We start from the raw sequence: 15,056 nt of genomic DNA, 5'->3' as shown, positions 1-15,056 counted from the left end.
ACTGGTTCATGCCATCGTAAGGGGACTAACGTGCAACGGATTCGCCTAACGCGCGAATCCGCAGGTCAAACTCATTTCTTAGAATCGGCTGAACGCCCGTCCCAGCGAGCCTGCCGCATGTCGACCCGCTCGCCGCGCAACGGTGTGCCCTCGTCGCGCCAGTGCTCCAGGCAGCGTCGTACGTGGTCAGGGGCCGCGCCGGTGCCGTCGGAGTGCACCACGCGCCACCACGGCACGCCGCCGCCCCAGGTCGACATGACCTGCCCGACCTGACGCGGGCCGCCCTCGCCGAGGTATTCGGCGATGTCGCCGTAGGACATCACCATGCCCGGCGGGATGGACTCCACCACCTCGAGGACCCGTTCGGCGTACGGGTTCACGGACTCCATGCGTTGGGCCCCGCCTCGATGATCTCGTGGTATTTGCCGATTTCGACCACCGTACCGCCGGACACCAGCTCCACGATGCCGTCGCGCACGGTGTAGCGCTCGCCGTCTTCGCCGACGAGCCGGGCGCCGAGCGCGGCCGCCAGCCGGATGAGCTGCGCCAGTTGCCAGTCGGAGCCCGGCTCGCCGATCACCTGATCGCGCCAGTGACCTACGACGTGCGTGTCACCGGCGTGTCCGGCGACGATCTCGTCCGTCCCGCGCAGCCCGAAACCGGCCGGCGCGATCGCCTTCGCGAGCTCGGCGAACGCCAGGGGCGCTTCACGAACTACGCGCAGCTCGTATCCCATGACGCGCGACCATAGCGGATCTTTACTCTCTACGCTGATTGAGCACGACGATGGCTCCGCAGAACATGATCAACGCCACCAGGACGCCCCCTCCGTAGAGCCACAGCCGCCACGGATCGGGCCCCGGTCGCGACGGCACGGGTGAGTCCTCACCGACGCCGAAGTGCTGGTCATCGGGCACGCCGACGTCGCGCTGCTCCCCCGCCAGCCGTTCGGCCGCGTTGAGCGCGGCACCGGCGTCGACCACGCCGAACCCGGTCTTGTCGTCATATCCGGCGGCGGGCCGCCCCCTGGCGCTCGCGGCCAGGGCCTGCGCGACCTGCTCGGGCGCCATGGCGGGATAGCGCGACTTGACCAGCGCGGCCACCCCGGCCACGAGCGCGCTCGCCGCGCTGGTGCCCTCCGAGAGCTCGTAACCGCCCTTGCGCTTGGCGATGGGCACGCCCACGCCCGGCGCGGAGACGAGGACGGACAGATTGTCGCTGCTGAACGTCGCGCCCTTGCCCTGCTTGTCGACGGCCGCCACGCCGATGACCCCCGAATAGCCCGCGGGGAAGCTCCAGAACGAGGTGCCGTTGTCCTTGGCGTACTGGGTCTGCCCGTCGTTGCCGACGGCGGCGACCAGCACGGCGCCCTTGTCGAGCGCGTAGGAGACGGCCTCGCGCTCGGACTTGAGCGGCCCGTACGTGCCGATCGACATGCTGATGACCTTGGCGCCGTGGTTGGCGGCGTAGCGGATGGCACGGGCCAGCGGGCTCTCCAGCGAGGTCCGTTCCTGCTGCTGGGGGTCGATGGTGTCGCCGGTGGGGTCGTCGTCGAGGGCCAGGGCCAAGGAGAGGATGCCCGACTCGGGCGCCACGCCGATCAGCCCTTTGTCGGCTCCGGACCCGGCGATGAGCGCGGCCATCGCGGTGCCGTGCTTGCCGGGCTTGGCCGTGCGTTCGACGGTGGCCTCGGTCATGTCGGGACCGGCGGTCACGCGGCCGCGCAGCTCCTTGAGCGTGCCGTCGACGCCGCTGTCGACCACGGCCACGGTGATGCCCTTGCCTTTGGTGACCGTCCACGCCTGCTCGACGTTGAGCGCGTCGAGCACCCACTGTTGCTGGTCCCTGACCGGCGGGGCCGCCGGAGCGTGCAGCATGACCAGGACGGCGGTCAGCGCGCGTACAACGGTCAGCACACGTTCCCCTGAGTGCAGGGCGGGACCTTCGGGGGGTCCGCCAGGAAATAGGCGATCTGGTTGCCGATCGACTTGGCCGCCGGCCACAGCTCGCTGTGGAGGATCTCCTCCGGCGGGATGGCCGCCCGGGTCCTGCCGTCCGCGTAGCCCGCGGTCGAGAACACGATGTACGGCCCCGCGCCCACCCAGCCGGTGCGCTGGCGCTGATCCACCCCGAACCGCTCGGTCACCGTGCCGGGGAAGGCCACGGGCAGCACGCCGACCCGGTCGTCCTGGGTGAGCTGCTCGGTCGCCGAGAGCCTGGCCTCCTCGTCCTTCAGTACGGCCACGCCGACCGTGAAGACGAACGTGGCCGTCTGGTCGACATAGGTGGCGCGGAGCATGGTCACGCATCCGTGGTCGTCGAGGATGCCCGCCACGGAGGGGTCGACGGCCTTGCCGCACTCGGTCTGGGGTGCGATGCCGACGCGCCGGGCGTACTGCTGGGCCTTGTCGAGCCCGACGTACTTCACCTCTTCCGGGAAGACGCCGGTCGCGGGCCACGCCTGCCAGCGCCTGGCGATCTCCTCCTGTTTGTACTGGTTCTGCTCTGCCGCGGTCAGTGGGCGCGACCTGGTCTCCTCGAGCAGCCCGATCGTGCCGAGGAGCACGAGGACGGCCGACATGACCACGATGATGCCCACGAGCATCACGAACAGGCGGCGGAAACGCACACCCTGCCGGAGCACGGCCTGCTCCACGCGCTCCCTGGACGCCGCCCTGTCACGGCCGTTGGCCGCCGGCCACGCGCGCACGCGGGATCGACGACCGGCTGGAGCACCGAGCGGGTTCTTCCGTCCCGATGTGGCTCCCCCGGCGCGCGGCAACCCTGAGGTGGACCTACGTGCCTTCACCACCGCCTCGTTCCCAGGCTCGGTTCGTGTCTATTTCGTCCCCCTTAGCGGACGGATCATGCGCCTTGGCCGCTCTGAGCGCGGCGCACGCGCCTGACCAGGGCGAATATCGCCCACATGGAGGAGAGCGCGCCGAGGGCGGCCGCCAGAGCGATCGTCCCATAGACCTTGACCCGCGCTTTGTCCCGGCTTACCACTTCGATCCGGCCCGCCGATCCGCCGCCGAGCGGCCGGGCCGGGTCCTGTGCCTGAGCCCCCGCGGCCGTCTCGGTGTACGTGGCGAGCCGCCCCGCTTCGGCCAGCGCCTTGGCGGCGTTGACCACGCCGAAGCCGGTGCCGGTGTCGTAGCCGTCCGGCGGCCGGTCGGTCGCGCTCGCGGTCATGGCCTGCGCGACCAGCGGCGGCGACATTTCCGGATATTTGGCCTTAATGAGGGCGGCCACTCCGGAGACCAGCGCGGTGGCCTGGGAGGTGCCCCTGCCGACCCAGTACTCGTCGCCGGGGCCCGCGCCCATGATGTCGACGCCGGGCGCGGCCACCAGCACCGAGGAGTTCCAGTTGGAGAACGTCGCCCGGCGCAGCCGCCGGTCCGTCGCGCCCACGGACACGACGCCGGGGAAGGCGGCGGGGTACGAATAGGGGGCGAATCCCGTCTCGTCGGGCTCGCCCGCGCCGTCATTGCCCGCGGCGGCCACCAGCACGACGCCCTTGGAGATCGCGTAGCGTACGGCCGCCCGCTCCTCCTGGGTCGCCAGCTCCTTGGAGATCGACATGTTGATCACGCGCGCCCCCCGATCGACCGCGTAGCGGATGCCCCTCGCCACCACGTTCTCGAAGCGCGCGGCGGTGTTGAACTCCCTGAACCCCGGTTCCTCGTCCTCCAGTATCACCCGGACCGACAGCAGCCGCGCTTTGGGTGCCACGCCGATCACGCCGAGCTTGTTCCGGTGGCCGTGGCCGTGCCCGGCGATCAGCGAGGCCATGTACGTGCCGTGCAGGCGACGCGGCGGCACCCCCGGCGGGTTGGCGCCTTCGGTGAAGTCCCGGCCCACGGTCACGGAGCCGGCCAGATCGCGGTGGCCGGGATCGACGCCCGAGTCGAGCACGGCCACGGTGACGCCCGCGCCCTTGCTGACCCGCCACGCCTTGTTCAGCTCCAGCGTGCTGATCACCGACTGCTGGCCGCCGCGCACGTCGTCGGCCAGGGCCGCCTCGGCACTCATGAGGCCCGGCGCGGGCCCGGCGCCCAACGCGGGCCCCGCGCTGAAGATCGCCACCACCGCGATCAGCACGCTCGCACGGGCCAGCACCGCGCGGCTCAGCATCGCCACTCCTGGGAGGCGCAGTCGGGCATCCGGGGTGTGCTCAGGTCGGCCAGGATCCGCTCGGAGATCTCGCTGGCGAAGGCGAAGATGGCCGGCCGCTGCTCGCCGACGGAGCGCGCCGGCCGGCCGTCGACCTGGCCCGCCGTGGTCAGCACGAGGTACGGGCCGGCCTGACGTACGGAGCCGGCCTGGCGTACGGAAGGGGTGAAACGGTTGGAGACCGTGCCCTTGAAGGCCAGCGGCCGCAGACCGGGCACGGGCGCGCCGACGGCGGAGAAGGCGGTCTTGGCGTGCGCGGCCTCGAACTCGCCGGGCAGGGCCACGACGCCGATCGTGACGAGCACGCCCTGCAGGGCGTCGATGTAGGTGGCGCGCAGCACTCCCCGGCAGCCCGCCTTGCGCAGGGCCTTGGCGGCTTTGGAGTCGACGGAGCCGGCGCAGGCGAAACCCGGCGAGATGCCGACCCGGCTGGCCCTCTCCCGGCCGCCCTGCTCGGCGGAGTAGGGCAGGCTGGCCGGGAAGATGCGCCCGGTCGCCCAGGTGCGCCAGCGTTCGGCGACCTCCCGCTTGGCCGCCGCGTGCAGCTCGGCGGTGCTCGGGCCGCGTGACAGCTCCGAGCCCGCCGCACTGGCCGAGACCCCGGCGGCCACCGCGCAGATCATCGTCAGCACGGAGGCCACCACGAGGGCGGGCCAGGGGCGAGCGTCGTCCACGCCATCGACCTTAATGCGGGCGACCGGCCGTCATCCGCAGAAACCGGACCCTCAGGAAAGGACCTCGGTGACCGGACTCAGTAGGAGGGCAGGCTGGGGTCGACGGTCTTGACCCAGCTGAGCACCCCGCCGCCGACGTGCACCGCGTCGGAGAAACCGGCGTTCTTGACGATCGCCAGCGCCTCCGCCGAGCGCGCGCCCGACTTGCAGTGGAGCACGATCCGCTTGTCCTGCGGCAGCTTCTCCAGGGCCGAGCCGTTGAGGAACTCACCCTTGGGGATCAGCGTGGCGCCGGGGATGGAGACGATCTCGTACTCGTTGATCTCACGGACGTCGACGAGGAAGATGTCGTCGCCGTTGTCCTGCATGGCCTTGAGCTCGCGGGCGGTGATCGTCGAGCCCGTCGCGGCCTCGGCGGCCTCGTCGGAGATCGCGCCGCAGAACGCCTCGTAGTCGTCGAGGAGCTGGGTGACCGTCGGGTTCTTGCCGCAGAGCACGCACTCGGGGTCCTTGCGGACCTTGACGTCGCGGTACTTCATCTCCAGGGCGTCGTAGATCATCAGCCGGCCGACCAGCGGGTCGCCGATGCCGGTGAGCAGCTTGATCGCCTCGTTGACCTGGATGGAGCCGATCGAGGCGCACAGCACGCCCAGCACGCCGCCCTCGGCGCACGACGGCACCATGCCGGGAGGCGGGGGCTCGGGGTAGAGGCAGCGGTAGCAGGGGCCGTGCTCGGCCCAGAACACGCTCGCCTGGCCGTCGAAGCGGTAGATCGAGCCCCAGACGTACGGCTTGCCGAGCAGCACCGCGGCGTCGTTCACCATGTAGCGCGTGGCGAAGTTGTCGGTGCCGTCGACGATGAGGTCGTAACCGGAGAAGATCTCCATCACGTTGTCGTTGGTCAGCGCCGTGTTGTGGATGACGACGTCGACCAGCGGGTTGATCTCGCGGACCGTGGCCGCGGCGCTCTCGGCCTTCGGCCTGCCCACGTCGGACTGGCCGTGGATGATCTGGCGCTGCAGGTTGGACTCGTCGACGACGTCGAAGTCGATGACGCCCAGCGTGCCCACACCCGCCGCGGCGAGGTACATCAGCGCGGGCGATCCCAGGCCACCGGCGCCCACACAGAGCACCTTGGCGTTCTTCAGCCGCTTCTGCCCGGCCATCCCCACGTCGGGAATGATCAGGTGGCGTGAGTAGCGGCGCACTTCGTCGACGGTCAGCTCAGCGGCCGGCTCGACCAGTGGTGGCAACGACACTTTCTACGCTCCCGTTCCAGGGGGACCTATCCCCCTGTGAAACCTAGTTGGCGAGTCGGGCATTCCCCAACCGCGTCTCACCGATCAGACGGCGGGCCTCCGCGGCCACCACACGGGGCGTCTCCATCATCGCCACGTGCCCGGCCCGCGGCAACAGCACCAGTCTGACCTGCCTGAACGTACGGGCTGCCTTGGCGGCCATGGCGGGCCGCACCAGCCGGTCGTGCCTGCCGTGGACGATCAGGGTGGGCACCTCGATGAGGGCGGCCTGACGCCACAGGTTCTCCTCGCCGCGGCGGAAGTACTCGGCCACGATGCCCCGGGCCGAGCCGATCATGGCGGCGCCGGCGTAGGCCAGCGCGTCGCGTCTGCGCTGCTCCTCGACCGCGTCGCGGAGGCGTATCGGATGGACCGCGGCGACGTCCGCCCAGACCATGGCGAAGGAGGCCTTGATCCGCTGCTCGGCGGGGATCAGCCGGAGCTTGGCGGCCACCCACTCGCCCAGCAGGGGCAGCGCCGCGGCGGCGACGCGTACCGGGCCGTACCTGGGCAGCAGGTCGGGCAGTGCCGGCGAGATGAGGACGAGCGAGCGGACCAGGTCGGGGCGGGTGGCGGCCACCCTGACGGCGACCGCGCCGCCCAGCGAGTTGCCGAACAGATGCGCGGGACCGGTCTCCCGCAGCAGGCCGATCACCGCGCGGGCGTGCGCGGCGATGGTGTAGTCGCCGTCGGCGGGCTCGGGCGAGAACCCCGCTCCGGGCAGGTCGATGGCGTAGCCGGTGACGAGGTCTTTCAGCTCGTCCATCAGGTCGGTCCAGTTGGTGGCCGCACCGGCCAGGCCGTGGACGAAGACCGCCTTCTCGGGGGCGCCTTCCGGGGTCGCTCGTACGTGCACCGACCCGAACATGCGTCCTGGCCAGTGCGGGATCGGCGCTGCTGCCATGTGCCCTCCTCGCTCACTCAACGATAGCCGCCCTCGCCTTCCAGCCTACATTTACGACAAATGCTCCTTTATTAGCATTTATGATCCCGCGATTCACGCAGAGGCACGCGGAGTCGCCACCCCGCAAAACGGACAAATCCTTTCATTTCATTTCATAAATGCTTAATGAGAGCAATGAGAGAGTTAGCGTATAGCAAAACACAACAAGGCCCGTTTATCCGCCAGCCCGCCGGAAATAAATCCGCACGGATGACGCATTAGACGACATCCAAGGTATTTACCGTTCAGTCCGGTAAATATCTGGAACGGGGCAACCGATCCTTTAGGGGGGAATTCAATGCCCAAGTTCAAGAGTGTCCTCGCAGGGCTCGCGCTGAGCACGGCCATGTCCGGTACCGTCATCGGTCTGGGCGCGCTGACCACCGCATCGTCCGCCAACGCCACGGCCTCCGCCGCCACCAACGCGGGTGTCGTCGCAGGCTGGGGTGGCGGCTGCCACCGTCGCTGTGGCGGCTGGGGCGGCTGGGGCGGCGGCTGGGGCGGCTGGGGCCGCAGGAACCGTGGCGGCCGGGTCAAGGTCCACATCCACCTGCACAACACCAACACGAACAACGTGCGCGGTGACTCTGACGCGGACGCCCGCAACTTCAACCGCAACGACGCCGACGCGGACGCGGACGCCCGCCAGGCCCAGGCTCAGCTCGAGCGCGAGCGCGATCTGCAGCGCGAGATCGCCCAGTAACAACGCGCAGACGACCCGTCCGGGGACACTCCAGCAAGGGTCGCCGGATACGGTCCGAAGAGATAGCCATGCAACCGGTTCTCCGGTTTGGGGGAGTTCCGGACGCGTGCTGAGTGCCTGTGTTCTCATAAAGGAACACAGGCACTCAGAAAGTCGCCACGCCCACGCGTACGGAGCCGACGGGAATTCATTCCCCATGGCATTGAGGGGAGCGGCCGATAAAGTCGCTTCTCTCCTGGATGTGTGAACATAAAGGCGCCTTCGGCAATAAAGCCGAAGGCGCCTTGCCTTTTCCGGGCGCACCGCCCGATCAGGCGGTTTTGCGGGCCTTGCGCTTGGGGGCGGCCTTCTCCCCCTCGTCCTTGGACTCCTTGGCGGTCTTCCTGGGCTTGGCGGCCGCGCCGGAACGCTCGCGCTTGGCCGCGTCGACGCTCGCCCGCAACGCGGCCATGAGGTCGACGGCGGGACCCGCCTCCTCCTCGCCCGCCGGCGGCGCGACGACCTCCTTGCCCTCCACCTTCGCCTCGATCACCTGCTGCAGTGCCTCGCGGTAGGCGTCGTGGTACTCGGTCGCGTCGAAGTCCGCCTCCATCGTGGTGATGAGCGACTCGGCCATCTTGAGCTCCTGGGCCCGCACTTCGATGTCCTCTTCGAGGAAATTGAAGTCGGGCACGCGGATCTCGTCCGGCCAGTACATGGTCTCCAGCACGAACACCCCGTCACGCACCCTGAGCGTGGCCAGCGACTCCCGCTGCCGCAGCGCCACCTTGACGACCGCGACCTGCCCCGAGCTCTCCAGGGCGTTGCGAAGCAGCACGTACGGCTTGGCGCCCTGAGCGTCCGGTTCGAGATAGTACGACTTGGCGAAGTAGATCGGGTCGATCTGTTCGGCCGGCGCGAACTGGAGGACGTCGATCCTGCGTGACGTGCTGAGCGGCAGGTCCTCGAAGTCCTCGTCCGTCAGCACCACGATCTCGCCGGTGGCCAGCTCATAGCCCTTGGCGATGTCGGCGTAGGGGACCTCCTCACCGTCGAGCGTGCACACGCGCTTGTAGCGGATCCTGCCGCCGTCCTCGCGGTGCACCTGGTGGAAGGTGACGTCCTTCTGGTCGGTCGCCGAATAGAGCTTGACGGGAATCGTCACGAGGCCGAAGGAGATCGCCCCTTTCCAGATGCTGCGCATGGGCACTCCTCAGCTCTAGCGGGCTCGCCCAATGGGCACATACCCCCCCATGGGGCCACCAATGCCATATCCGATCGAACCAATGCTCGCCGTACCTGGGCAACTACCTCAGGATCGCGAGCGGTATGGCCTGGAGGTCAAATGGGATGGCATCCGCGCCCTCCTCCACCGGAACGGCGCCCTGAAGGTGACGGGAAGGCACGGAGCCGACTACACCCGCCGGTATCCCGAAATTTCGGGGTTCGGGGTGAAGAATGCGGTGATCGATGGGGAGGTCGTCGCGCTCGACCCGCGCGGCCGCCCCAGTTTCGTCCGCCTGCAGCACCGCATGCATCTCACCGACCCCGAAGAGACGATGCTGAAGCTGTACCCGGTCACGTACCTGCCCTTCGACCTGCTCTACCTCGACGGCACCACCCTGCTGGACCTGCCGTACCGCGACCGGCGCAGCCTCCTCGACGAGCTGGACATCGGCGCCCCGCCGTACTTCCCCGGAGAGTCCGACCTGCTCGCCGCCACCAAGGAGCAGGGGCTCGAAGGCGTGGTCGCCAAGCGCCTCGACTCGCCGTACCGGCCGGGCACGCGCTCGCCATGGTGGATCAAGGTCAAGCACCTCAGCACGCGGGAGGTCGTGATCGGCGGCTGGAAACCCGGCAAGGGCCGCAGGTCGGGCGGGGTCGGCTCGCTGATCATGGGCGTGTTCACGGAGCGCGGCCTGACCTACGTCGGGCACGTCGGCACCGGCTTCACCGACGACGTGCTCGACCAGCTCGACGCGTTCCTGCGCCCGCTGGAGATCCCGCGCAGTCCCTTCCAGAACGACGTCCCATGGCGCAACCGATGGGTTAGACCCGACCTCGTCGGGGAGGTGGCCTACACGATGTGGACCGACGATCTGCGACTGCGCCACCCCGTGTGGCGCGGGCTGCGCCCGGACAAACTCCCTTCGGAGGTGACGTTGTGAGCCCCCAGAAGGTGGCGGTGAAGGTCGGCGGGCGGCAGCTGACGCTGAGCAACCTGGACAAGGTCCTCTATCCCGAGGCCGGCTTCGCCAAGGCCGAGGTGATCGACTACTACAGCCGCGTCGCCCCCGTACTCCTGCCGCACCTCGAAGGCCGGCCGCTCACCGTCAAGCGCTACCCCAACGGCGTGACCGGCCAGTCCTTCTTCGAGAAGAACGCGCCCGAGCACACCCCGGACTGGATCAGGAGGGTCACGCTGCCCGTGCCGGGCAGCACCAAGAACCGCGAGACCATCGACTTCGCCGTCATCGAGGATCTGCCCTCGCTCGTCTATTACGCCAACCTGGCGGCCCTGGAGCTGCACGTGCCCCAGTGGCGGGTGTCCGCCGACGGGGAGGCGCTGCCGCCCGACACGCTCGTGTTCGACCTCGACCCGGGCCCTCCTGTGACCATCGTGGAGTGCTGCCGGGTGGCCCTCATGCTGCGCGAGGTGCTGCGCGCCGACGGCCTCACCGCCCGGCCGAAGACCAGCGGCAACAAGGGCATGCAGTTGTACGCGGACTGGGACGGCCGCGAGGAGCCCTCGGCGTACGCCAAGAGACTGGCCCAGGTACTGGAGAAGGCGCACCGCGAGCAGGTGGTCAGCGTGATGGCCAGGAAGGCCCGCCCCGGCAAGGTGTTCATCGACTGGAGCCAGAACAACCCGGCCAAGACCACCGTGGCCCCCTACTCACTGCGGGCCAGGGAGCGGCCCACGGTCTCGACGCCGCTGCTGTGGAAGGAGGTCGAAGGCTGCGAGCATCCGGAGGACCTGGTGTTCGCGACACACGACGTACTGGCCAGAGTCGAGGAACACGGCGACCTTTTCGGTCAGGCGTAGTCTGGTTCCGTCCGCACCTAGAAGGGGACTGCAATGTCGGAGATGGACGTACGTGGGGACGACCTCCCCTTCGACGAAATGGAAGAACTCCCGGTCCAGGCTCCCGAGGCCGACGCCGCCGAACAGCTCCTCCTGATTCGCGGCGCCGGGGGCGGGACGCTCCGGGAGACCCCGCTGGAGGTCGACCCCGCCGACGCCGCCGAGCAGGCCCGTGAGGTGGACCTCGATGATGACGACTATCGCTGATGAGCCGCTGAGCCGCACGTAGGATGTCCGAACAGCCGACTCAGAGACCCATGGAGACCAGCGTGACCGCAACCCCGGACGCCAAGCCCCGGGGCACCCGGCTGCCCCGACTGGCCCGCCGCCGGCAGCTACTCAGCGCGGCGCAGGAAGTGTTCGTGGAGAACGGCTATCACGCGGCCGCCATGGACGAGATCGCCGACCGGGCAGGAGTCAGCAAACCCGTCCTGTACCAGCATTTCCCCGGCAAGCTGGAGCTCTATCTCGCGCTGCTCGACCTGCACGTCGACGACATGGTCAACCGCTGCCGCGAGGCGCTGGCCTCCACGCACGAGAACAAACTCCGCGTGCAGGCAACGTTCAGCGCGTTCTACTCCTTCGTCTCCACCCAGGGCGAGGCGTTCCGGCTCGTCTTCGAGTCGGACCTGCGCAACGTGGCGCCGGTGCGCCAGCGCGTGGAGCGTTCGCTGCAGGAATGCGCGGAAATGGTCAGTGCGGTGATCCAGGAGGACACCGGCTGCACCAGCGACGAGGCCCACCTGCTCGGCGTCGGGCTGGTCGGCATGGCCGAGGTGAGCGCCCGTTACTGGGTGACCCAGCACGGCTCCATTCCGAAGGACGCCGCCGAGCAGCTCATGGCCCGGCTGGCCTGGCGCGGCATCAGCGGTTTTCCGCGTACGGCTTAAACCCGTTCGCTGGGCGCGATCAGCGGCGTTTCCCGGCCGGTCAGCGACGACGATGGGGTGAGCCGGCCCCGTCGAAAGGGAGCATGATGGAAGTCAAGATCGGCGTACGCTCCGTACACCGCGAACTCGTCGTCGAGACCGAACTATCGTCCGAGCAGGTCGAAGAGGAGATCAGAAACGCGCTCGCCGCCGATCGCGGCGTGTTCTCCATCACCGACGTGAAGGGGCGGCGCGTGATCATACCGGTCGCGTCGATCGGCTTCATCGAGATCGGCGAGGACGAGTCGAGGCCCGTCGGCTTCGGAGGCACCCTCTAGCGGCTCGAGCGGGGTGCGGCGGCGAGCGCCGTACCCTCGCTTGAGCGGAGCGATCAGCCGTTCAGATGCCGAGGGCGGCCATCCGCTTGCCGTGTTCCTCGGTCAGGGTGGCGAACAGCCGGGAGATCTGCGCCTGGTCGTCGGACGCCGACTCGACCAGCAGCAGCGCCAGCTCCGGCCGGGCCGCCGCGACCCGCTGCCCCTGGCTGAGCGCCTCGCCGACCAGCCGCCGCGCCCACAGCGCCAGCCGGCCGCTCGCCGTCGGGTCGGCCACGAGCCCGGCCCTGACCCGCTCCACCGCGAACTCCGAGCGGCCCTCGTCCACGAGCACCTCATCGACCAGTTTCGCGATCGACGGGTCGAGGTGCCTGGCCGCCTCCCGGTAGAAGTCGAGTGCGATGCCCACACCCACGTACGCCTTCACCAGCGCCTGCAGCCAGTCGGCCGGGGCCGTCTGGGTGTGCCAGGCGTCCAGCGCCTCGGCGAACGGGGACATCGCCTGTTCGGGATCGGCGCCGAGCTCGGTCAGCCGGTCGTGCAACAGGCGGAAGTGGGCATATTCGGCCACGGCCAGTTCGCTCAGCGCGACCTGATCGGCCAAGGAGGGGGCGAGGGACGCCGCGTCCTCGGTCATCCGCGCGAAGGCGCTGAGCTCGGCATAAGCCAGCACACCGAGCAGATCGACGACTCCTGGAGACTCGTTCATGGAAGGCAGCGTACTTCGGGAACATTCGGAAACTCGGCCAACGTTGTGGTATCGAGTACACTGCTCTGTGAAAGTGCGACCGCACTGTGTTAATTCGGGGGAATTCCCCGTTAACCCCCCACTCCCGGGTCTGCGGTCGCGATGACGCGAGAGGGCTGGCTCTACCGCGAGGACCCAGGCACGGGGTTTGTTTTCCGCCCGTCGGTCCCGGCAGGCCCGCCTTCATTTGAGACTGAGGCAGGCCACGCTGACGACTTTCCGAGACCTCGGAGTCACACCTGAGATCGCTGATGCCCTCGAGACCGAGGGCATCACCACACCGTTCCCCATCCAAGAGATGGCACTCCCGCTCGCGCTGAGCGGCCAGGACCTGATCGGTCAGGCACGCACAGGCACGGGAAAGACCTACGCGTTCGGCATCGCGATGCTCCAGGGCATCGGCAAACCGCGTAAGAACCGCAAGAAGCCACGCGGGCTGGTCGTCGTGCCCACCCGCGAGCTGGCCGTACAGGTCAGCGAAGACCTGGTCACCGCCGCCGGCAAGCTCGGCTCGCGGGTCCTGACCGTCTACGGCGGCCGGGCGTACGAGCCGCAGGTCGAAGCGCTCAAGGCGGGCGTCGACGTCATCGTCGGCACCCCCGGGCGCCTGCTCGACCTGGTCAAGCAGAAGCACCTCGACCTCAGCCAGATCACCTCACTGGTGCTCGACGAGGCCGACCGCATGCTCGACCTGGGGTTCCTGCCCGACATCGAGCGGATCTTCAAGCTGATCCCCGACGAGCGGCAGACCATGCTGTTCTCGGCGACCATGCCCGGCGAGATCGTCGCGCTGTCCCGCAAATACCTCAACCGGCCCACTCACGTACGCGCCGAGCACGAGAACGGCGAGGGCGGCGAGGGCATCCCGCACCCGCAGGTACGCCAGATCGTCTGGCGCGTCCACCGGATGGACAAGATCGAGATCGTCGCCCGGCTGCTCCAGGCCGAGGGCCGCGGGCTCACCATGGTCTTCTGTGAGACCAAGCGGGCCTGCGACATGGTCGCGGAGCAGCTCGAGACCCGCGGCTTCGCGGTCGCGGCCGTCCACGGCGACCTCGGCCAGGGCCAGCGCGAGCAGGCCTTGCGCGCGTTCCGCAGTGGCAAGATCGACGTGCTGGTCGCCACCGACGTGGCGGCCCGCGGCATCGACATCGACGACGTCACCCATGTGGTCAACTACGACTGCCCCACCGACGACAAGACCTACGTGCACCGCACCGGCCGCACCGGCCGGGCCGGGCGCACGGGCATCGCGGTCACGTTCGTGGAGTGGGAGGAGCTGACCCGCTGGAAGATGATCAACCAGATGCTCGGGCTCGACTTCGCCGAGCCCGAGGAGACCTACTCCACCTCGCCGCACGTCTTCACCGAGCTCAACATCCCCGAGGGCACCAAGGGCGTCCTGCCGCATGCCAGCCGTTCGCGGGCGGGCCTGTCGGCCGAGCGCATCGAGGATCTCGGCGAGACCGGCAGGACGCGCTCTCGTAACGGTGGTCGCCGCCGTGACGAGCGCGAGGAGCGTCCGGCGCGCACGCCGCGCCAGCGCCGCCGCACCCGCGGCGGAATGCCCACGGAAGAGGGCACCGCACCCGTCGAGACGCCGGAGGTCGAGCCCGTGCCCAGTCGCTCCAGCAAGGCGACCGCCAGAAAGACGGAGGAGACACCCGCCATCATTTCAGCTGACGAGATCGAGGCGGCCGCCGAGCCGCGGCGCGGTCGCACTCGCAGGGGGGCCGCCTCGGCCGCCATCGAGAACGCCCTCGCCGACGCCCCGGAGGCCCCGCTCACCGACCGCGAGCCGGTTGTCGAGCAGAAGGCCGAGCGCGAGCCCGTGGCCGAGCGCAAGCCCACCAGGGAGCGCAAGCCCGCCGCCGAGCGCAGGCAGGTCGTCGAGCAGGCTCCCGCAGCGGAGCGGAGCACGGAGGAGCACATCGCGAAGGAGCAGGTCGTGGAGGAGCGGGTCATGGAACGGGCGCCGATCGCCGAGACGAGCTTCTCCACGCCGCCGCCCCCGGTGCGCCAGGAGCCGGACCGCATCGTCCCCGCGAGCCCGTTCATGGTGATCTTCCAGTCACCCGACCTGGCCACGGACGACGACGACATCGCCCCGTCGGCGGCCACCGAGCGCAAGCAGGCGCGCCGCCAGCCGCGTGGCGGCGGCGGTGGCAACAACGGCGGTGGCAACCGCCGTCGCGCCGGCTAGGCACCTGGCCGACGCAGGGACCGAAGGCTGACAGAAGCAGGCGCCC

The 15,056-nt window shown here is 69.3% G+C and carries 17 protein-coding genes; 7 read left to right on the top strand and 10 right to left on the bottom strand.

What is annotated here, in order from left to right; translation table 11 throughout:
* Positions 1-71: 71 nt before the first annotated feature.
* From KME78_RS60225 to KME78_RS60190, 8 genes are all read right to left on the bottom strand, one after another.
* On the bottom strand, positions 72-389 hold the full coding sequence (locus tag KME78_RS60225) for an MGMT family protein (protein WP_219539312.1): 318 nt from the start codon (positions 387-389) through the stop codon (positions 72-74).
* Positions 377-736, bottom strand: coding sequence for a hypothetical protein (locus KME78_RS60220; protein WP_219539311.1), 360 nt, complete (start codon positions 734-736; stop codon positions 377-379). Before KME78_RS60220 ends, KME78_RS60225 begins: the two co-directional genes overlap by 13 nt.
* A gap of 22 nt (positions 737-758) precedes the next feature.
* A complete protein-coding gene (locus tag KME78_RS60215) occupies positions 759-1,916 on the bottom strand; it encodes a S8 family serine peptidase (RefSeq protein ID WP_219539310.1) in 1,158 nt (385 codons plus the stop codon).
* A complete protein-coding gene (locus tag KME78_RS60210) occupies positions 1,910-2,710 on the bottom strand; it encodes a hypothetical protein (RefSeq protein WP_308127578.1) in 801 nt (266 codons plus the stop codon). The genes KME78_RS60215 and KME78_RS60210 overlap by 7 nt, the downstream gene beginning before the upstream one ends.
* A 155-nt stretch (positions 2,711-2,865) precedes the next feature.
* Positions 2,866-4,134, bottom strand: coding sequence for a S8 family peptidase (locus KME78_RS60205; RefSeq protein WP_246654921.1), 1,269 nt, complete (start codon positions 4,132-4,134; stop codon positions 2,866-2,868).
* Positions 4,128-4,847: a hypothetical protein gene (locus KME78_RS60200; RefSeq protein WP_308127577.1), complete on the bottom strand. Its 720-nt coding sequence runs from the start codon at positions 4,845-4,847 to the stop codon at positions 4,128-4,130. Before KME78_RS60200 ends, KME78_RS60205 begins: the two co-directional genes overlap by 7 nt.
* A 77-nt stretch (positions 4,848-4,924) precedes the next feature.
* On the bottom strand, positions 4,925-6,106 hold the full coding sequence (gene moeZ / locus KME78_RS60195) for an adenylyltransferase/sulfurtransferase MoeZ (RefSeq protein WP_219539309.1): 1,182 nt from the start codon (positions 6,104-6,106) through the stop codon (positions 4,925-4,927).
* 43 nt (positions 6,107-6,149) lie between these two features.
* Complete coding sequence (locus KME78_RS60190) at positions 6,150-7,049, bottom strand: alpha/beta fold hydrolase (RefSeq protein WP_219539308.1); 900 nt, start codon at positions 7,047-7,049, stop codon at positions 6,150-6,152.
* A 337-nt stretch (positions 7,050-7,386) separates the two neighbouring features.
* On the opposite strand from KME78_RS60190, the gene KME78_RS60185 reads away from it, so the two are divergent.
* Positions 7,387-7,791 (top strand): hypothetical protein, encoded by a 405-nt coding sequence (locus KME78_RS60185; RefSeq protein WP_219539307.1) that lies wholly within the window; start codon positions 7,387-7,389, stop codon positions 7,789-7,791.
* Positions 7,792-8,101: 310 nt separating this feature from the next.
* Here KME78_RS60185 and ku read toward each other — a convergent pair whose 3' ends face one another.
* The gene (gene ku, locus KME78_RS60180; protein ID WP_219539306.1) at positions 8,102-8,974 is read right to left on the bottom strand and encodes a non-homologous end joining protein Ku; all 873 of its coding nucleotides are present in this window, start codon (positions 8,972-8,974) and stop codon (positions 8,102-8,104) included.
* A gap of 82 nt (positions 8,975-9,056) precedes the next feature.
* On the opposite strand from ku, the gene ligD (KME78_RS60175) reads away from it, so the two are divergent.
* The 5 genes from ligD (KME78_RS60175) to KME78_RS60155 all read left to right on the top strand — a co-directional run bounded on the left by ligD (KME78_RS60175) (position 9,057) and on the right by KME78_RS60155 (position 12,062).
* Positions 9,057-9,938 (top strand): non-homologous end-joining DNA ligase, encoded by an 882-nt coding sequence (gene ligD, locus KME78_RS60175; protein WP_219539305.1) that lies wholly within the window; start codon positions 9,057-9,059, stop codon positions 9,936-9,938.
* Positions 9,935-10,816, top strand: a complete 882-nt coding sequence (ligD, locus tag KME78_RS60170; RefSeq protein WP_308127576.1) for a non-homologous end-joining DNA ligase — start codon at positions 9,935-9,937, stop codon at positions 10,814-10,816. Before ligD (KME78_RS60175) ends, ligD (KME78_RS60170) begins: the two co-directional genes overlap by 4 nt.
* A gap of 33 nt (positions 10,817-10,849) precedes the next feature.
* Positions 10,850-11,062: a hypothetical protein gene (locus KME78_RS60165; RefSeq protein ID WP_246654920.1), complete on the top strand. Its 213-nt coding sequence runs from the start codon at positions 10,850-10,852 to the stop codon at positions 11,060-11,062.
* A gap of 62 nt (positions 11,063-11,124) precedes the next feature.
* Positions 11,125-11,745 (top strand): TetR/AcrR family transcriptional regulator, encoded by a 621-nt coding sequence (locus KME78_RS60160; protein WP_219539304.1) that lies wholly within the window; start codon positions 11,125-11,127, stop codon positions 11,743-11,745.
* Between the two features lie 83 nt (positions 11,746-11,828).
* Positions 11,829-12,062 carry a DUF3107 domain-containing protein gene (locus KME78_RS60155; RefSeq protein ID WP_308127575.1) on the top strand — a complete coding sequence of 78 codons (234 nt, stop codon included), beginning with the start codon at positions 11,829-11,831 and terminating at the stop codon, positions 12,060-12,062.
* A gap of 61 nt (positions 12,063-12,123) precedes the next feature.
* On the opposite strand, the gene KME78_RS60150 is transcribed toward KME78_RS60155, so the two are convergent.
* Positions 12,124-12,768, bottom strand: a complete 645-nt coding sequence (locus KME78_RS60150; RefSeq protein ID WP_219539303.1) for a ferritin-like fold-containing protein — start codon at positions 12,766-12,768, stop codon at positions 12,124-12,126.
* 337 nt (positions 12,769-13,105) lie between these two features.
* On the opposite strand from KME78_RS60150, the gene KME78_RS60145 reads away from it, so the two are divergent.
* Entirely contained in the window at positions 13,106-15,010 is a 1,905-nt protein-coding gene (locus tag KME78_RS60145; RefSeq protein ID WP_219539302.1) for a DEAD/DEAH box helicase, read from the top strand.
* Positions 15,011-15,056: the final 46 nt, after the last annotated feature.

The organism is Nonomuraea guangzhouensis (genome assembly GCF_019396345.1).
Lineage (GTDB): Bacteria > Actinomycetota > Actinomycetes > Streptosporangiales > Streptosporangiaceae > Nonomuraea > Nonomuraea guangzhouensis.
The sequence above is the reverse complement of the archived record's forward strand: the minus strand, read 5'-3'. Positions and strand labels throughout refer to the sequence as shown.

Bases quoted from the DNA above. Each gene is read 5' to 3' on its own strand.
- KME78_RS60220 (WP_219539311.1), bottom strand. From the start codon at position 736: ATGGGATACGAGCTGCGCGTAGTTCGTGAAGCGCCCCTGGCGTTCGCC.
- ligD (WP_219539305.1), top strand. From the start codon at position 9,057: ATGCTCGCCGTACCTGGGCAACTACCTCAGGATCGCGAGCGGTATGGC.
- KME78_RS60165 (WP_246654920.1), top strand. From the start codon at position 10,850: ATGTCGGAGATGGACGTACGTGGGGACGACCTCCCCTTCGACGAAATG.
- KME78_RS60145 (WP_219539302.1), top strand. From the start codon at position 13,106: ATGGCACTCCCGCTCGCGCTGAGCGGCCAGGACCTGATCGGTCAGGCA.
- ku (WP_219539306.1), bottom strand. From the start codon at position 8,974: ATGCGCAGCATCTGGAAAGGGGCGATCTCCTTCGGCCTCGTGACGATT.
- KME78_RS60150 (WP_219539303.1), bottom strand. From the start codon at position 12,768: ATGAACGAGTCTCCAGGAGTCGTCGATCTGCTCGGTGTGCTGGCTTAT.
- KME78_RS60225 (WP_219539312.1), bottom strand. From the start codon at position 389: ATGGAGTCCGTGAACCCGTACGCCGAACGGGTCCTCGAGGTGGTGGAG.
- KME78_RS60155 (WP_308127575.1), top strand. From the start codon at position 11,829: ATGATGGAAGTCAAGATCGGCGTACGCTCCGTACACCGCGAACTCGTC.
- KME78_RS60190 (WP_219539308.1), bottom strand. From the start codon at position 7,049: ATGGCAGCAGCGCCGATCCCGCACTGGCCAGGACGCATGTTCGGGTCG.
- KME78_RS60205 (WP_246654921.1), bottom strand. From the start codon at position 4,134: ATGCTGAGCCGCGCGGTGCTGGCCCGTGCGAGCGTGCTGATCGCGGTG.
- KME78_RS60185 (WP_219539307.1), top strand. From the start codon at position 7,387: ATGCCCAAGTTCAAGAGTGTCCTCGCAGGGCTCGCGCTGAGCACGGCC.